11 protein-coding genes are annotated in these 17,847 nt (G+C 71.6%); 7 read left to right on the forward strand and 4 right to left on the reverse strand.

Going from position 1 to position 17,847, the window contains the following annotated elements; translation table 11 throughout:
* The first annotated feature begins 54 nt into the window (after positions 1–54).
* Both ACWCPI_RS27905 and ACWCPI_RS27910 read left to right on the forward strand, forming a co-directional pair.
* Positions 55–639 (forward strand): TetR/AcrR family transcriptional regulator, encoded by a 585-nt coding sequence (locus tag ACWCPI_RS27905; protein ID WP_451040724.1) that lies wholly within the window; start codon positions 55–57, stop codon positions 637–639.
* A gap of 71 nt (positions 640–710) precedes the next feature.
* Positions 711–1,490: an SDR family NAD(P)-dependent oxidoreductase gene (locus ACWCPI_RS27910; protein ID WP_451040725.1), complete on the forward strand. Its 780-nt coding sequence runs from the start codon at positions 711–713 to the stop codon at positions 1,488–1,490.
* Between the two features lie 266 nt (positions 1,491–1,756).
* Here the strand turns inward: ACWCPI_RS27910 and ACWCPI_RS27915 are convergent, their stop codons facing one another.
* Positions 1,757–3,535, reverse strand: a complete 1,779-nt coding sequence (locus tag ACWCPI_RS27915; RefSeq protein ID WP_451040726.1) for a SulP family inorganic anion transporter — start codon at positions 3,533–3,535, stop codon at positions 1,757–1,759.
* Complete coding sequence (locus ACWCPI_RS27920; RefSeq protein ID WP_451040727.1) at positions 3,532–4,137, reverse strand: carbonic anhydrase; 606 nt, start codon at positions 4,135–4,137, stop codon at positions 3,532–3,534. The genes ACWCPI_RS27915 and ACWCPI_RS27920 overlap by 4 nt, the downstream gene beginning before the upstream one ends.
* Positions 4,138–4,327: 190 nt before the next feature.
* On the opposite strand from ACWCPI_RS27920, the gene ACWCPI_RS27925 reads away from it, so the two are divergent.
* From ACWCPI_RS27925 to ACWCPI_RS27935, 3 genes are all read left to right on the forward strand, one after another.
* Entirely contained in the window at positions 4,328–5,305 is a 978-nt protein-coding gene (locus tag ACWCPI_RS27925; protein WP_451040728.1) for a response regulator transcription factor, read from the forward strand.
* Positions 5,302–6,786 (forward strand): sensor histidine kinase, encoded by a 1,485-nt coding sequence (locus ACWCPI_RS27930; protein WP_451040729.1) that lies wholly within the window; start codon positions 5,302–5,304, stop codon positions 6,784–6,786. The genes ACWCPI_RS27925 and ACWCPI_RS27930 overlap by 4 nt, the downstream gene beginning before the upstream one ends.
* Positions 6,787–7,035: 249 nt before the next feature.
* Positions 7,036–8,196 carry an alkaline phosphatase PhoX gene (locus tag ACWCPI_RS27935; RefSeq protein ID WP_451040730.1) on the forward strand — a complete coding sequence of 387 codons (1,161 nt, stop codon included), beginning with the start codon at positions 7,036–7,038 and terminating at the stop codon, positions 8,194–8,196.
* A 1,670-nt stretch (positions 8,197–9,866) separates the two neighbouring features.
* Here the strand turns inward: ACWCPI_RS27935 and ppdK are convergent.
* Entirely contained in the window at positions 9,867–12,587 is a 2,721-nt protein-coding gene (ppdK, locus tag ACWCPI_RS27940) for a pyruvate, phosphate dikinase (protein WP_451040731.1), read from the reverse strand.
* Positions 12,588–13,129: 542 nt separating this feature from the next.
* Entirely contained in the window at positions 13,130–14,332 is a 1,203-nt protein-coding gene (locus ACWCPI_RS27945) for an ROK family protein (protein WP_451040732.1), read from the reverse strand.
* Positions 14,333–14,452: 120 nt separating this feature from the next.
* Between ACWCPI_RS27945 and ACWCPI_RS27950 the strand changes: the two genes are divergently transcribed.
* Both ACWCPI_RS27950 and ACWCPI_RS27955 read left to right on the forward strand, forming a co-directional pair.
* The gene (locus ACWCPI_RS27950; protein WP_451040733.1) at positions 14,453–15,907 is read left to right on the forward strand and encodes an MGH1-like glycoside hydrolase domain-containing protein; all 1,455 of its coding nucleotides are present in this window, start codon (positions 14,453–14,455) and stop codon (positions 15,905–15,907) included.
* Positions 15,904–17,841, forward strand: coding sequence for an amylo-alpha-1,6-glucosidase (locus ACWCPI_RS27955; RefSeq protein WP_451040734.1), 1,938 nt, complete (start codon positions 15,904–15,906; stop codon positions 17,839–17,841). Before ACWCPI_RS27950 ends, ACWCPI_RS27955 begins: the two co-directional genes overlap by 4 nt.
* Positions 17,842–17,847: the final 6 nt, after the last annotated feature.

A 17,847-nucleotide genomic window follows, 5' to 3' on the forward strand; every position in this document is an offset into this window, starting at 1 on the left:
CGTAGCACCCAGCTATCTTGACCGATCATTCTGATTGAACCTAGGCTGGCCCGCATGGCCAGGACCAAGGAGTTCGATCCCGAGGCCGCGCTCCAGGCAGCCCTTGAGCTGTTCTGGCGGCGCGGCTACGAGGCGACGTCGATGGCGGACCTCGTGGAACACCTCGGCATCGGACGCGCGAGCCTCTACGCGACCTTCGGCAGCAAGCACGAGCTGTACCTGAAGGCGCTGGAGCGCTACGACCGGGCCGGGCTCCCGCCGATCGTGCGGGAGCTGTCCCAGCCGGGGCCCGCGCTGCCGGCCGTACGATCCGTCGTCAGGCGGTACGCGAGCGAGGCCGCCGACGACCGACTGCGCCTGAACGGCTGCCTGGTCACCAACACGGCGGCGGAACTCGCCCCGCACGATCCGGCCGCCGCGCGGCAGGTGGAGCGCAACTGGGACCAGCTGGAGACGGTGCTGCACTCGGCCCTGGTCCGCGCCCAGGCCCAAGGGGAACTGCCCGCCGACCGCGACCCGCTCACCCTCGCGCGCATGCTGCTGGTCCTGCTGCAGGGCCTGAGGGTCGTGGGCAAGGCGTCACCGGACCCGGCGCGGGTGCGGGACGCGGCGGAACAGGCGCTGGCGCTGCTCGACTGAAACGCCCTTCGTTTCGAGGGGCCTTTTTTCGGCCCTGATAATGAACCAATCGGTCAAGAAAAGGGGAGATCATGACCATGGCCACCACAGGAACCCGCTTCACCGACAGGACCGCCCTCGTCACCGGCGCCGGCTCGGGCATCGGCCGGACCATCGCGCTCGCGCTCGCCGCCGAGGGCGCCAACGTCGTCGTGACCGGCCGCAGGCGGGACACGCTGGACGAGACGGTGACGCTGATCGAGGAGGCGGGCGGGAAGGCACTGGCGGTGGCGGCGGACGTCTCCGCGGCGGCCGACGTCCAGGCGGCCGTGGACGCGACGGTGGACCGCTTCGGCCGCCTGGACGTGGCGGTGAACAACGCGGGTGTCTTCCGCGGCGGCGCGCCGCTGGCCGACCTCCCCGAGGAGGACTGGCACACCCAGCTCGCCACCAACGTCACGGGCGTGTTCCTCGCCCTCCGGGCCGAGATCCGGCAGATGCGCTCCCAGCCGACGGGCGGCGCGATCGTCAACATCGCCTCCACCTTCGGCGTCCACAGCCGCCATCCCGGCGCCACCGCGTACGCCGCCACCAAGGCCGCCGTCTCTGTCCTCACCAGGGGCGCCGCCCTCGACCACATCCGCGACGGCATCCGCATCAACGCCGTCAGCCCCGGCCCCGTGGACACCCCCATGTCCCTGAACCCCGGTGAGACGGAGGCGGACCGGGCCGAGCGCGCCCGTGCCGCCCTCCCTCTCGGCCGTGTCGCGACCACACGGGAGGTGGCGGCCGCGGTCCTCTACCTGGCCTCGGACGACGCCGCGTCGGTGGTCGGCGCGGACCTGGTGGTGGACAGCGGGGCGACGGCCTGAGCGGGCACGGGCCCTGCGGGTGCTGACACGCCGTGGCCGCACCTGGCCGCCGTCGGCCCCGGTGCGGCCACGGCCACCCGTCCGCTCGGGCCCGGGGTGCCGTGTGTCCCAGCCGGACACGACCGGCCGCTTCCGGCGCGGACGGACCGGGATCGGTCTACGACACGACGGAACGGGATCGGACCACGACACGGACGGGACCGGGATCGGACCACGACACGGACGGGACCGGGAGCGGACCACGACGGGGACGGGCGGGGATCGGTCTACGACCGGTAGGTGCTCGCATAGTCGTCGTGCGGTCGGCCGTATCCGTCGGGGCCTCGGTCGTACTCCGCCGGCATCGGCCGCGTGTCCAGGTAGAACCACTCGGCGTCCGGGCCGGGGACCGGCGACGGGGCGGGAGCCGGCCCCGCCTCCGGGGTGCGCGCGGGAACGCCGGGTGCGTCCGTCCTCGCCGGCCCCGGCATCAGCAGTTCCACCCGGGTGCCCAGCCCGCGTTGCTGCGCCGTGAACTCCTCCACCTGGCTGCGGCAGGCGTGGTCCAGGTGCGTCACGCCGGTCAGGTCGAGGCGGATACGGGGCCTGCCCGAGGCGGCTGCGGCCTCCAGTGCCTCGATGACCTGCGGCAGCCTCAGGAAGGTCGCGTTGCCCGCCATGACGACCTTCGCGGTGTCGTCCTCGACGTGCTGGCGGATCACCGTCCGGGACATCCGCAGTGCGGCCAGCAGGATCCCGGCCGCGAGACCGATGAGGACGCCTTCGAGCAGGGCCGTCGCGACGATGACCAGCGTCGTCACCGCCATGACGGCGAACTCGCCCCGGTCCTGCCGCCACATCTTCGGGAACTCCTCCGGCGCGAACAGCTTCCAGCCGCTGTGGACGAGGACGCCCGCCAGCACCGAGATCGGGATCAGCGCCAGGACCTGCGGCAGCAGCAGCGCGAAGGCCAGCAGCCACAGGCCGTGCAGGGTACGGGAGATACGGGTCTTCGCACCGGCCTGGACGTTGGCCGAGCTGCGGGCGACGACCGCCGTGATCGGGAGGGCGCCGAGGATGCCCGCGACGGTGTTGCCGGCGCCCTGCGCGATGAGCTCGGTGTTGTAACGGGTGCGCGGGCCGCTGTGCATCCGGTCCACTGCGGCGGCGGTGAACAGGCTCTCCGCGGAGGCGATGACGGTGAAGGTGAGGACGGAGGTGATGACCGCGGCGTCCGCGAGTCCCGCGAACTCCTCGGCGCCCGGCACCCGCACGGACGCCAGCAGATTGCCGACCTGGAGCGTCTTCACGTCCACGCCGGGCAGCGCGGCCACCAGGATGCCGACGCCGACCGCGACCAGCGCGGCCGGGATCCTCTTCGCCGGACCCGGCACCTTCTTCCACAGGAAGCTCAGCACGATCGTGGCGACGCCCAGCAGGGTGGCGATCATCGCCTGCGGGTCGGTCAGGATGTCGGCGAACAGGCCCGGTATCCCGGTCATGTTCTCGATCGGGGTACCGGGGGCCTTGGCGTCGGCCATCGGATAGGCCTGACTGAACATCAGCGGCAGCCCGATGCCGGCGAGCATGCCCTGGACCACGGCGATGGAGATCGCCTGGAACATCCGGCCCAGGCGTACCAGGCCGAGGATGATCTGCAGGATGCCGGAGAACAGCACGATGACGCCGAGCATCGCCAGGCCGTGCTCCAGCACCGTCTCCGCGACCAGCGCGGCGAGTCCGGCGGCGGGCCCGCTCACCTGGAGCGTGCTGCCCCGCACCGCACCGACGACCAGGCCGCCGATCACCCCGGAGATGATGCCGAGTTCGGCGGGGACGCCCGAGGCGACGGCCACGCCGATGCACAGGGGCAGCGCGACGAGGAAGACGACGAGGGAGGCGGTGATCTCGTTGGCGAGGTCGGGCTTGGCGCCCCCGGGCTTCGGCGGCGTCACGCTCCCGGCCGCCGGCGGTTGCGCGCCCCCCGGCTTCAGCGGCTTCACGCCCCTGAGATTCGGCCGGCCCCCCTTGGCGCGCGTCCGCCCGCGCGCATGCGCCCCGCTCATCCGGTATGCACCCGGAACCGGCCGTCGCCCTCCAGCTCGTGCACCTGCCCGGTGTCGACCTCGTAGTACCAGCCGTGCAACCGCAGCCGTCCCGCGTCCAGTCGCTGCCGCACCATCGGGTAGGTCCGCAGGGCGGCCAGCTGGTTGACGATGTTGCCCTGGGCCACGTCGGGCAGCGACGGGTCGTCGGAGGCGGCGTCGAGCACCTGGGTCAGCTCGGGGCGGGCCAGCTGGAGCCAGGCGTCCACACCCGGCAGCGCCGACAGGTCGTCTCCGGACTTCAGCGCCCCCATCGCGCCGCAGTGTGAGTGACCGCACACGACGATGTCCTGAACTCCGAGCACCTCCAGTGCGTACTCGATGGTGGCCGCCTCACCGGACGCGCCGGGGCTGCCGTACGGTGGCACGATATTTCCCGCGTTGCGCAGCTCGAATATCTCCCCGGGCCGCGCTCCGGTAATCAGCGCGGGTATGACCCGGGAGTCCGAGCAGGTAATGAAGAGGGCCTCGGGATATTGCCCGTCGGCCAGTTTCCGGTATTCACCGCTTTCGAATTCGACCCGGCGCCCGAACGCGCGCGCATGGTCCAGCAATGCCTTCAACGAAGCCTCCTCGGTGGGGAGTTCGACCAGGTCGTCACACCGTAGAGGAGGGCACACCAGACGAAGGTTAAGCGAAGGCAAGCGCCCGCACAGAGATTGGCCATTCTTTGGTGCACTGTTCTGCGAGCACCTGTTTCTTGTAGCGTGGACCGCTCCAGGGCAGAGAATATGAATTCGAGAGACGGGACCCATGGGCATACACGTGCTGCTCATCGAGGACGACGAAACGATCGCCGAACCGCTCATCGAGGGGCTCGGGCACTTCGGGCTGCGGGTGGACCACGTCACCACCGGAGCCGAGGGACTGAGAAGGCCGTACGGCGATGTCGTCCTGCTCGACCTCGGACTGCCGGACATGGACGGCATCGACGTCTGCCGCGGCATCCGACAGGTCTCGGACGTGCCGGTCATCATCCTGAGTGCGCGGGGTGAGGAGGCCGACCGGGTCCTGGGGCTGGAGCTCGGGGCGGACGACTATCTGGCGAAGCCGTTCAGCGTCCGGGAGCTGGTGGCCCGCGTGCGGGCGGTGACCCGGCGGACCCAGCGCGCGGAGTCGGCGGCGGAACCGGCGGGCGCCGAGCCGGCGGACGCGGGGCCCGCCGCCGGGCACGGGAGCCTGTCCGCGGGGATGGACCGCGGGCGGACGGACGCGCTGGTGGAGCGGCTGCGCACGGAGGCGGTGGCGTACCGGGAACGCGCGGAGGCGGTGGTGGAGCGGCTGCACGCGGAGGTGGTGGCGGAACGCCGGCGCGCCCAGGCCGAGGCGGACCCGGCGGTACCTCCGCCGCCCTCGTCGTACGAGGCCGAGTCCCCCTCCCCGTACGACGACACCGCGTCCCTGCCGGCCGGGCCCGCCCCCGGCCCCCTGGTCGTCGACCGCCGCACCCGTCGGGTCTGGGTCGGCGAGGTGCCCGTCACCCTCACGCCCAAGGAGTTCGAACTGCTGGCGCTGCTGGCCGAGGACCCGGGCGCGGTCTACTCCCGGCAGCAGATCCTGGACCGGGTGTGGGATCCGCACTACGAGGGTCCGACCAAGACGCTGGACGTCCATATCGCCTCACTGCGGCGGAAGTTGGGTGACCCGGCATGGATCCGGACCCTGCGCGGAGTCGGCTTCCGGCTGGCGGTGCGGACCGAGCCGAGCGGACCGCGGGTGCCCTCCCCATGACCCGCCGGCTGCTGCTCAGCTACCTCAGCCTCGCCGCGCTCGTGCTGCTCTGCCTGGAGATCCCGCTGGGCTTCGTCTACTCCCGCAGCGAGCGGGAGCGGGTGGTGAACGCGGCGAAGGACGAGGCGGAGTCGGTGTCCGCCTACGCCTCGCTCTCCCTCAGCGCGGGCCGGGCCGAACGGGAACTGCCGCGCCGGGTGACGCACTGCGCCGAGCGCATCGGCGGGAAGGTGGTGATCGTGGACGCCTCGGGCGCCCTGCTCGCCACCTCGCATCCGCGGGCCGCCGTGATGTCCTCCAACCTCGCTTCCCGTCCCGGCATCGCGGCCGCGCTCCGCGGCGCCCCCACGGTGGACGTCCGTACGTCGACCATCGGCGGCGTCGAGTACCTCTCGGTCGCCGCGCCGATCCAGCGCGACGCGCGGATGCAGGGTGCCGTCTGGCTTACGGTGCCGACACAGACCGTGCACGAACGCGTCCGCCATGTCTGGCTGCTGCTGGTCCTCGGCGGGCTGGGGGTCCTCACGGCGGTCACCGCGGTCGGGTTCGCCATCGCCCGCTGGGCCGGTCGGCCCATCCGTGAACTGGAGCACGCCACGCACGAGTTGGCGGAGGGCGGCCGCGCCACACCGGTGACGATGACCAAGGGGCCGCCCGAGGTGCGCCGGCTGGCCGCCGCGTTCAACCGTACGGCGGCCCGGCTGGCCCAACTCCTCGCCGCCCAGCACGCGTTCGCGGGCGAGGCCTCCCACCAGCTCAAGACGCCGCTGGCGGCGCTGCGGCTGCGGCTGGAGAACCTGGAGCCGAGCGTCGCCGCCCGTGGCCGGGGCAGTCTCGCCGCCGCCGTGACCGAGACGGACCGGCTCTCGCGGATGGTGGAGGGCCTGCTGGCGATGGCCCGGCTGGAGGAGAGCGCCGCCACACCCGGTCCCGTCGACGTGGGTGCGGTCTGCGCGGAACGGCACCGCACCTGGCAGCCGCTCTTCGAACGGCAGGGCGTCTCCCTCGTGCTGTTCGCCGGCAGTGTCGGCCCGGTGCTGGCGGTGCCGGGCGCCGTCGAGCAGATCGTGGACAACCTGCTGTCCAACGCCCTGCGCGCCTCCCCGTCCGACAGCACCGTGACCATGGAGCTACGGCTCCATGTGCCGGCCCGCCGCGCCCTGCGGGACGCCCGCCCGGCCTGGGTCGACCTGCACATCACCGACGAGGGTCCCGGGATGACGGCGGAGCAGCGCAGCCGCGCCTTCGACCGCTTCTGGCGGGCGCCGGGCGCCCCCAAGGGCGGGACGGGGCTCGGCCTGTCGCTGGTCCAGCGGCTGGCGCACGCGAGCGGCGGCGAGGCGAGCCTGCACGCCGCGGCCGCGGGCGGGCTCGACGTGGTGATCCGCCTGCCGTCGGCGGAGCCGCCACGCGAGGCACACGGTCCGGGGGCGGACAGGCCCGGTCAGCGCAAGCGGGGGCTGCCGGCGTTGCGCGCGTGATCCCGGGTACGGGGGGGCGCCCGCCGGCGGTTCGGACGGTGCTCGTTGGCGGGCACGGGCGATACCGGCCGCCCGCGGGCACGGTCAGCTCTCGGGTACGCCGTCCGCCGGTCACGCACTGGCCATGACGCGTCCACCATGCTCCTTTAGGTTCCATGCCGCCCCACCCACGCCCGTCATCCAGCACCCCCCACGCACGACCCCGCCGTCGACCGGCGGCGGGGCGGTACGGCACCCCTTGGAGTGAGAGTGGAACGTCGTGACCTCCTGCGTGCGGCCGTCCTCGGCGGCTCGACCGCCGTGTTCGGCGGAACCCTGTGGCGCGGCGCCGCCCACGCGGCCCCCGCCCAGCCCGGCCCCGGCCCCTACGGGCCGCTGGGCTCCCCCGACGCCAACGGCATCAGGCTCCCGAGCGGCTTCACCAGCCGCGTCATCGCCCGCTCCGGCCAGACGGTCGCCGGGACGTCGTACACCTGGCACAACGCCCCCGACGGGGGCGCCTGTTACACCGACGGCACCGGCTGGATCTATGTCTCCAACTCCGAGATCAACCCGGGCGGCGGGGCGAGCGCGGTGAAGTTCTCCTCGACGGGCACGATCACGGGCGCGTACCGCATCCTGTCCAACACCCGCCAGAACTGCGCCGGCGGCAAGACGCCGTGGAACACCTGGCTGTCCTGCGAGGAGGTGTCCCTCGGCTACGTCTACGAGACCGACCCGTGGGGCACGAACGCGGCGGTCCGCCGGGACGCGATGGGCCGCTTCAAGCACGAGGCGGCGGCCGCCGACCCGGTGCGCAGGGTGGTGTACCTGACCGAGGACGAGACCAACGGCCGCTTCTACCGCTTCGTCCCGACGACGTGGGGCAACCTGTCCTCCGGCACCCTCCAGGTCATGGTCGCGGGCAGCGGGACCAGCGGCTCCTTCAGCTGGGCGAACGTCCCCGACCCGGACGGCTCCCCCACGGCCACCCGCTCGCAGGTCTCGGGCTCGAAGTCCTTCAACGGCGGTGAGGGCTGCCACTACGCCGACGACAAGGTCTGGTTCACCACCAAGGGCGACAACCGCGTCTGGCAGCTGAACCTCACGGCCGGCACCTACGAGTTGGCGTACGACGACTCCCTCGTCACCTCCGGAACGGCCCCGCTCACCGGCGTCGACAACATCACCGGCTCCTCCTCCGGCGACCTCTTCGTCGCCGAGGACGGCGGCTCCATGGACATCTGCGTCATCACCCCGGACGACGTCGTCGCCCCGTTCCTGCGGATCGACGGCCAGTCGAGCTCGGAGATCACCGGCCCCGCCTTCTCCCCGGACGGGACGCGGCTGTACTTCTCCAGCCAACGGGGCACCACGGGAAGCTCCTCGGGCGGCATCACCTACGAGGTGAAGGGACCCTTCCGCACCTAGCGGTCACGCAACAGACGGGTGCGGGCCCCCCAAGTGGGCCCGCAAGCGCTACGTGCTCCCGCGCTCGCCCTCGCCCACCTCCTCGGCATCGACGCGGCGGCGCGTCCGGTGAGGGCTCGAAGGACACCGGTTCCGGCAACAGAACAGCGATGCTCACGCGGGAGAGGGCGGCACCCACGCACAGGGTGCATGGCTGGCTTCCTGACGTCGAACGTGCGCGTACCTGGTCGCAGCCGGCAGCGTCTGCGCGACTTGGGCTTCACTCGTGCGGCGCACGCTGAGCGTCTCTCCGACGACCGGGCCGGAGACTCCTCAGCACAGTGGACCGCGGGAGTGGGCGCCCCCGACTGGAGCGTGTCATGCGTACCGAACGCACACCTGTCCGCGAGCCGACACCCTGCGCGGGGGCATCGATCCCCGGAAGCTGCCGACGGATCGCCATGACGACCACAGCGGCGATGGCACTCAAAGACACAGCCAATCCGCCCAGACTGGTGATCGCAGCGGTCATCCACTGCCACAGGCCCCTCACCCAGGACCACCCGTTCAGGTCAGGGAACGGGACAACGTCCACACGCTGTGCCACGGGCGGCTTCTCGACGAGAACCGTGTTGCTTTGGCCGAAGTAGGCAGTCACAGTGAGAGCAATGCTGATCTTGCCGGGACGCTCTGCGCTCACCTCCCAGACCCAGGTTGCCCTGTCCTTCGTGGAAAGTACGCTCTGGCGCTCGGACGACAGTCGCGTACACCGCACTCCGACTCCCGAGCAACGCAGCCTCACCCCGATCTGAGCGCCCGCACGCACTGTCCCCTGTGCCTCACCCGGTCTGACGTGACGCCAACTACCCAGGACCTCGGCGCGGAATGGACGCGGCTCCGCGCCTGCCACAAGATTCAAGGATCGAGCGTCCGTGTACACGAGTTGGCCCTCAAATAGTTGCTGGCGAGCGCGGCCGATGGTCTCGACGTACGTTTTCTGACTGTCTGGACCGGGGTCGCTGCCGATCACGACGCCGAAAGGCATCAGGGCGACGGTGATCAGGAACACCATCGTTTTCCACGGGAAGCACCCGGAGCCGACAGGGCCACCCGCCCCCACCATCACGTTCCGCTGCCGCGTTGTCCGCAGGTCGAGGATGACGGGACGGTGAGTCGGACTGTGCTTCGCGTCGGATGAATCGGCCACGGCTCCCCCACGGATGTGGAAACGCCAACACGCCTGGCTGTCTCCTACTCCATAGTCTCCCAACTGCTGCACCAGCGAGAGCGGTTCGGGCCGAGCGATTACGGCACCCTCCCTGCGCACTCGCCGAATGGCATCTGGTGATCAGCAGCGACGCTCACGCGGCCGGCCAACGGCTGGAGGACGGAGGGCGGTTCACCTCGCTCAGGGGACGACACGCTGGATGACGTCATCTGGACGGCACGGCGAGCATTGCTCCAGGTCACTGCGTGCGCCGATGCGGCCCCCGTCTGGAGGTGAGCACGCTGCCCGAGCCGGTCGCCCTCGCCGGTGTGTGCGGGTACACGAAGACCGGGGGGCTTCGCCGTGTGGGGTGCGGGAGAGGGCGGCACCCCCGCACAGGGTGCCGCCCTCTTTCGTGCACCGGAGCCGCCGCCCATCGGTACTGAGGGTCGGGGACGGACGACGGCTCCGGAGTCGGGGGAGGTCAGCGGTGGTCGCTGCCCTCCGACTGGGTCGCCGCGCGGCCGGCCTCCAGGCGCGCCACCGGGATACGGAACGGCGAGCAGGAGACGTAGTCGAGGCCGACCTCGTGGAAGAAGTGGACGGACTCCGGGTCTCCGCCGTGCTCGCCGCAGACGCCGAGCTTCAGGTCGGGGCGGGTCTCACGGCCGGCCTTGGCCGCGGCGGCGACCAGCGAGCCGACGCCGTCCTTGTCGATCGTCTCGAAGGGGCTGACGCCGAAGATGCCCTTCTCCAGGTACGCGGTGAAGAACGAGGCCTCCACGTCGTCCCGGCTGAAGCCCCACACGGTCTGGGTGAGGTCGTTCGTGCCGAAGGAGAAGAACTCCGCGGCCTCGGCGATCTGACCGGCCGTGAGCGCGGCCCGCGGCAGCTCGATCATCGTGCCGATCGACAGCTTGAGCTGCGTGCCCGTCGCCGCCTCGACCTCCGCGATGACCTGGTCGGCCTCCTCGCGGACGATCTCCAGCTCCTGGACGGTGCCGACGAGCGGGATCATGATCTCGGCGCGCGGGTCGCCCTTGGCGTTCTTGCGCTCGGCCGCGGCCTCGGCGATGGCGCGGACCTGCATGGTGAACAGGCCGGGGATGACCAGGCCGAGCCGGACGCCGCGCAGACCCAGCATCGGGTTCTGCTCGTGCAGACGGTGGACCGCCTGCAGCAGGCGCAGGTCGTTCTCGTGGGACTCCTGGCGGGACTCCGCGAGGGCGACACGGACGGACAGTTCGGTGATGTCCGGCAGGAACTCGTGCAGCGGCGGGTCGAGGAGACGGATCGTCACCGGGAGGCCGTCCATCGCGGAGAAGAGCTCCACGAAGTCCTTCTTCTGCAGCGGCAGCAGCGCCTTCAGGCTCTCCTCGCGCTCCTCCTGGGTGTCGGCCAGGATGAGGCGCTCGACCAGCTCACGGCGGTCGCCGAGGAACATGTGCTCGGTGCGGCACAGACCGATCCCCTGGGCGCCGAAGCGACGGGCGCGCAGCGCGTCCTCGGCGTTGTCCGCGTTGGCGCGTACCCGCAGGCGGCGCTTGCGGTCGGCGAAGGCCATGATCCGGTGCACGGCCTCGACCAGTTCGTCGGCGTCGTTGGCGCCCGCGTGCATCCGGCCCTCGAAGTACTCCACGACCGGGGACGGGACCACCGGGACCTCGCCCAGGTAGACCTTGCCGCTGGAGCCGTCGATGGAGATGACGTCGCCCTCCTCGACGACGTGCCCGCCGGGGACCGTCATGCGGCGCCGCTTGGTGTCGACCTCCAGTTCCTCGGCGCCGCAGACACAGGTCTTGCCCATGCCGCGCGCGACGACGGCCGCGTGGGAGGTCTTGCCGCCCCGGCTGGTCAGGATGCCCTCGGCGGCGATCATGCCGTCGAGGTCGTCGGGGTTGGTCTCCCGGCGGACCAGGATGACCTTCTCACCGGAGCGCGACCACTTCACGGCGGTGTACGAGTCGAAGACCGCCTTGCCGACCGCCGCACCGGGCGACGCCGCGATGCCCCGCCCCACCTGGGCGACCTTCGCGCTCTCGTCGAAGCGCGGGAACATCAGCTGCGCGAGCTGGGCGCCGTTGACGCGCTGGAGCGCCTCGGCCTCGTCGATGAGGCCCTGGTCGACGAGCTGCGTGGCGATACGGAAGGCCGCGCCCGCCGTGCGCTTGCCGACACGGGTCTGGAGCATCCACAGCTGACCGCGCTCGATGGTGAACTCGATGTCGCAGAGGTCCTTGTAGTGGTTCTCCAGCGTCTCCATGATCTGCATCAGCTGGTCGTACGACTTCTTGTCGATCGACTCCAGCTCCGCGAGCGGGACGGTGTTGCGGATGCCCGCCACGACGTCCTCGCCCTGGGCGTTCTGGAGGTAGTCGCCGTAGACGCCCTGGTGGCCGGAGGCGGGGTCACGGGTGAAGGCGACGCCGGTACCGGAGTCGGGACCGAGGTTGCCGAAGACCATCGAGCAGACGTTGACGGCCGTGCCGAGGTCGTGCGGGATGCGCTCCTGGCGGCGGTACAGCTTGGCGCGGTCGCCGTTCCAGGAGTCGAAGACCGCCTTGATGGCGAGGTCCATCTGCTCGCGCGGGTCCTGCGGGAAGTCCCGGCCGGCCTCCTTCTTGACGATCTTCTTGAAGGCGGTGACCAGCTTCTTGAGGTCGGCGGCCTCCAGGTCGGTGTCGACCGTGACCTTCTTGGCCTCCTTGGCCTTGTCCAGGGCCTCCTCGAAGAGGTCGCCGTCGACGCCGAGGACGGTCTTGCCGAACATCTGGATGAGGCGCCGGTAGGAGTCCCAGGCGAACCGCTCGTCGCCCGCCTGCTCGGCGAGGCCCTTCACGGACTTGTCGGAGAGCCCGATGTTGAGGACCGTGTCCATCATTCCGGGCATCGAGAACTTCGCGCCGGAGCGGACCGAGACCAGCAGAGGGTTGTCGGCCTGGCCGAGCTTCTTGCCCATCTTCGTCTCGAGGGCGTCGAGGTGCGCACTCACCTCGTCACGCAGTGCCGCCGGCTCCTCGCCGCTGTCGAGGTAGACCTTGCAGGCTTCCGTCGTGATCGTGAAGCCGGGAGGAACGGGGAGCCCCAGGTTGGTCATCTCGGCGAGGTTGGCGCCCTTGCCACCCAGGAGGTCCTTGAGGTCCTTGTTTCCCTCGGTGAAGTCGTAAACGAACTTCGCTACGTGGGGTTCTTTGTTTTCCGACACGGTCTCGACTCCCTCGAGGACGCGGTGGCTGCCCTGACGGCGAGGAACATACCCAGATCGAAGGCGCCTGGGTACGTCTACTCACGCGTCATACGCCCGTAACCACCCGTCCGCCAGGGGATCGAAAGTCAAGGCTTGGCAAGCCGAGGCGGACGGATGTTTTCACTTCTTGAACGCAAGAGCCCTCACAAGCAAGCAATCGCGCTCAGATGAGCGGGACTATCGCACGTCTGAGTTCGATCGATGAACGATCAAGGGGTGGCACCGAGTGCCACCCCTTGGAGAAGTGCATCCGCTCAAGATCCGCTCATCTGAGCGCAACCCTTATCAAGGGTGGCGAGAATCACGCTCCCACAAGCCGCCGGATTTCACCATGCGGACGTGCTCCGGACACGCCTCCCAACCGAAACCCGCCCGTCACAGATCCGCCGGTCACGCACCTGCTCCACCCGTCACGGACCCGGCCCTCACGCACCCGCTCCGCCCGTCACAGATCCGCCGGTCACACACCCGCTCCACCCGTCACACACCCGCTCCGCCCCTCACACCCCCAGCGCGGCCAGCCGCTCCTCCACCCGCAGCGGCGCGTACAGATGCTCGACGACCAGTGCCCCGGCCCCCACCAGCCCGGCCCGCTCCCCCAGCCGCGAGGTCACGACGTCCAGGTGGGCCGTGGAGCGCGGCAGCGCCCGCTGGTACAGCAGTTCCCGTACGCCGGTGAGGAAGGGCGTCCCGGCGAGGTCCCCGGCGATCATCAGCACACCGGGGTTGAGCAGCGTCACGACGGTGGCCAGCACGTCCCCGACCTGCCGCCCGGCCTCCCGCGCCAGTGCCGCCGCGCCCGGGTCCCCGGCCGCCAGCAGGTCCCGCACATCCGAGCCCGAGGCGGCCGGTACCCCGCTGCCGGCCAGCCTGCGGGCCACCGCACCCCCGCTGGCGACGGCGGCCAGGCAGCCGTACGAACCGCACCGGCACAGCGCGTCCGCGCCCGCCGGCACCCTGATGTGGCCGATGTCGCCCGCGCCGCCGTCGATGCCCCGGTAGATCGAGCCGTCCACCACGACCCCGGCGCCGATGCCGGTGGAGACCTTGACGAGGACGAACGCCGAGCAGTCGGGGAAACCGGTGCGCTGTTCGCCGTACGCCATGAGGTTGGCGTCGTTGTCCACCAGGACCGGGACCGGTGCGGCACCGGTGGCCTCGGCGAAGGAGCGGGCGAGCCGGCCCGTCGTGTCGTAGCCGTCCCAGCCCGGCATGATCGGCGGCTGGACCACCCGGCCGGTCACGGTGTCGACCGGACCCGGGACCGCGAGACCGATGCCGCAGACCTCCGCCGCTGGGCGGCCGGCCTTCTCCAGCAACTCGGCGAACCAGCGCCCCAGCTCGTCCAGCACGGCGTCGGGGCCGTCCTCGACGACCAGCGTGCCGGTGTGCTCGGCGAGGATCTCACCGGTCAGTGACAGGACGGCCGCGCGCGCGTGCCGGGTCTCCAGGTCGGCGGCCAGGACCACGGCGTGGGCATCGTCGAACTCCAGGGTGATGGAGGGCCGGCCGCCCAGCGGGGAGCCCACGGGCCCGACGGCACCCTCGCGCAGCCACCCCGCGCGGAAGAGGCGGTCGAGGCGCTGGCCGACGGTGGCACGGGACAGGCCGGTCGCCTGCTGGAGTGCGCCGCGTGTGACGGCCCGTCCGCTCCGCACCAGTTCGAGCAGCTCCCCGGCGCTCGCCGGACCTCGTGCGTTCATGCACACCCCCTTGTGTTCCTCAACCCTGCATTACATATTGGGTTTTGCGTGTTAAATAGACGTAACCCTACGGTAGCCACGACCGAACTGGTCGGCCGGACGTCTTTCGGGGAGCCCCGAGTGGATCGCAGCGCCCAACTCACCGTGCCTCCGGCGGAGCGTGACATCGCATACGATCCGCCGCCCACCGCGGATTCGCCGCACGTCAGGGCCGCCCGCGTGCTGGAGGCCAACTGGACCGGCACCTCGACGGTGCCCTCACGCGGGCTGTACCCGCACCAGTGGTCGTGGGACTCGGCGTTCATCGCGATCGGTCTCAGGCACGTCTCGCCGTTACGGGCGCAGGCGGAACTGGAGACGCTGCTGGACGCCCAGTGGGGTGACGGGCGGATCCCGCACATCGTCTTCAACCCCTCCGTACCGCTGGACGCGTACTTCCCGAGCCCCGACTTCTGGCGCTCCTCCACCGCGGGACGGACCGCGGGCGCCCCGCGCACCGTACAGACCTCCGGCATCGTGCAGCCACCGGTGCACGCGCTGTCCGCCTGGCTGGTGCACCGCGCCGACCCGGTGCTGTCCCGGGCGCGCGGCTTCCTCACCCGGGTGTATCCCCGCCTGGCCGCCTGGCACCGCTATCTGCTGCACCGCCGGGACCTGGGCGGCGGCGGCCTCGCGTCCGTCGTGCACCCGTGGGAGCAGGGGATGGACAACAGCCCCTGCTGGGACGCGCCGCTGAGCCGGGTCACACCCGCCCCGGCCCGCTCCTTCCGCCGCGCCGACCTCGACCACGGCGCCGCCGAGGACCGGCCCACGGATCTGGACTACGGGCGGTACGTGCGGCTGGCGGCCGACTACCGGGACGGCGGCTACGCAGACGGCACCGGTGACTTCGCCGTCGAGGACCCGGCGTTCAACGCCCTGCTCATCGCCTCCGAGCACGCGCTGGCCCGGATCGCGCGGGAGTTGGGCGCGACGGGCACGGCCCGGCACGCGCGCGCCGAGCGGCTGACGGCGGCTCTGATCGAGCGGCTGTGGGACCCGGCGGAGGGGATGTTCCTCTGCCGCGACCTGCGAGGCGACGGACCGGCCGGAGAGCTGGTCCCCGAGCGGGGTGTCGCGGGGCTCGTCCCGCTCCTGCTCCCCACGCTCCCGCGCGACATCACCGCCGCCCTGGTGCGCACGGCGCACGGCCCCCACTTCGGTCTCGGCGGCACCACCCGCCTCGCGCCGTCGTACGACCTCCTCGGCGAGGCCTTCGACCCGCACCGTTACTGGCGGGGCCCGGCCTGGTTCAACACGAACTGGCTGCTGGAGCGCGGGCTGCGCACGCACGGCGAGCGGGAGCGGGCCGACGCCCTGCGCCGGGCGATGCTGGAGCTCGCCGACGCCTCCGGCTTCGCCGAGTACGTCGACCCGTACACCGGCGAGGCCTGCGGTGCCACCGGCTTCGGCTGGACCGCCGCGCTCGCGCTGGACCTGCTGCACGACGAGCCGGCGCGGGACACCAACGACGTTCCGGAATGCGCCGTCGAGGATCTCGCGGTCAAGGAGTACAAGGGAGGTAACCGGGGATGACGGACCGGCATCATCTGCTCGTGTTCGGAGGGACCTTCGCCGCCGTGGGCGACGGCGGGGACATCAGCGGCGTACGGGGCTCCGGCTCCCCGGACGGGCTGTTCGTACGCGACGCCCGGCACCTGAGCCGCTGGCAGCTCACCGTGGACGGAGCTGTGCCCGAAACGCTCTCCCCCGTCGCCGACGGGGACACCGCCCGCTGTGTCCTGGTCCCGCGCGGCGGCCGCAACGAACCGCCCGCCTGCACGCTCTTCCGTGAACAGGCCGTGGGAGACGGATCGTTCATCGAGTCCCTGCGGGTGACCAGCAACCGCCCGGTGCCGACGACGGTCCGTCTCGCGGTCACCGCGGACGCCGACTTCACCGACCAGTTCGAGCTGCGCTCGGACCACCGCACCTACGCCAAGTCCGGCGCCGTCCGCTCCCGCCAAGTCCTGGACCACGGTGTGGAGTTCGGCTACCGGCGCGGGGAGTGGCACTCGCTCACGTCCGTGACGGCCGATCCCGCCCCCGACGCGGTCGAGGAGACCGGCACCGGGGCCCGCCGCCTGGTGTGGACCCTGCACCTGGAACCGCACGGCACGGCGGAACTCACCCTTCGGGTGATGGCCCGCCCGCACGGCGACACACGCCCGTTGCGCGTACCCCGCTCCCCGGCCGCGCTGAACGAGCAACTCATCCGCCTGGAGGGCGAGTTCGTGGAGGGCGTCGCCTTCCCGACCGGCTGGCCGGAGCTGGCGGCGGCGTGCGCCCGGGGCCTCGCCGACCTCGCCTCGCTCCAGGTCCGCGCGACGGGTCCGGACGGCGAGGAACTGCGCGTCCCGGCCGGCGGCGCTCCCTGGTTCCTGACCCTGCTGGGCCGTGACGCCCTGCTGACGTCGCTGTTCGCGCTGCCCTACCGCCCGCGGCTGGCCGCCGCCACGCTCCCGGCGCTCGCCGCGACGCAGGCGACCGAGTCCGGCACGGACGCCGTCCGCCAGCCCGGCAAGATCGTGCACGAGGTACGGCACGGCGAACTGGCCCACTTCGGGCAGGTGCCGTACGGCCGTTACTACGGCTCGGTGGACGCCACGCCCCTCTTCCTGATCCTGCTGGGCGCGTACGTGGAGCAGACGGGCGACACGATCCTGGCCCGCCGTCTGGAACCGCACGCCCGCGCGGCGATCGGCTGGATGCTGGACCACGGGGGCCTGACCTCCCGCGGCTATCTGGTGTACCGCGCCGACCAGGGCGGCCTGGCCAACCAGAACTGGAAGGACTCCCCCGGCGCCATCTGCTCGGCCGACGGCACGCGCCCCGGCGGACCGGTGATGGCGGCGGGCGCCCAGGGGTACGCGTACGACGCCCTGCGCCGCACGGCGTGGCTGGCCCGCACGGTGTGGCAGGACCAGACCTACGCCGCCCTCCTGGAGCAGGCGGCCGCCGACCTGCGTGACCGGTTCCAGCGGGACTTCTGGATGGAGGCGCACTCCTTCCCCGCGCTGGCGCTGGACGGTGCGGGCCGGCAGGTGGACGCGCTGGCCTCGGACGCGGGGCATCTGCTCTGGTCCGGGCTGCTGGACAAGGAGTACGGCGAGCTGGTGGGCCGCCGTCTGCTCGAACCCGACTTCTTCTCGGGCTGGGGTGTGCGCACCCTGGCGTCCGGTCAGCCGGCGTACCACCCGCTCTCCTACCACCGGGGTTCGGTCTGGCCGCACGACAACGCGCTGATCACGCTGGGACTGGCCCGGTACGGCCTGCACGACGAGGCCCGCACGGTCGCCCACGCCCTGGTGGAGGCGGCGACGGTGACCGGCCACCGGCTGCCGGAGGTCCTGGCGGGCTACGGCCGTGACACGCACGCGGAACCGGTGCCGTACCCGCACGCGTGCGTACGCGAATCCCGGTCTGCAGCGGCCCCGCTGGCGCTGCTGACGGCGGTGGGCGGCGCGTAGGAGGAA

Source organism: Streptomyces sp. NPDC001920, from assembly GCF_053594495.1.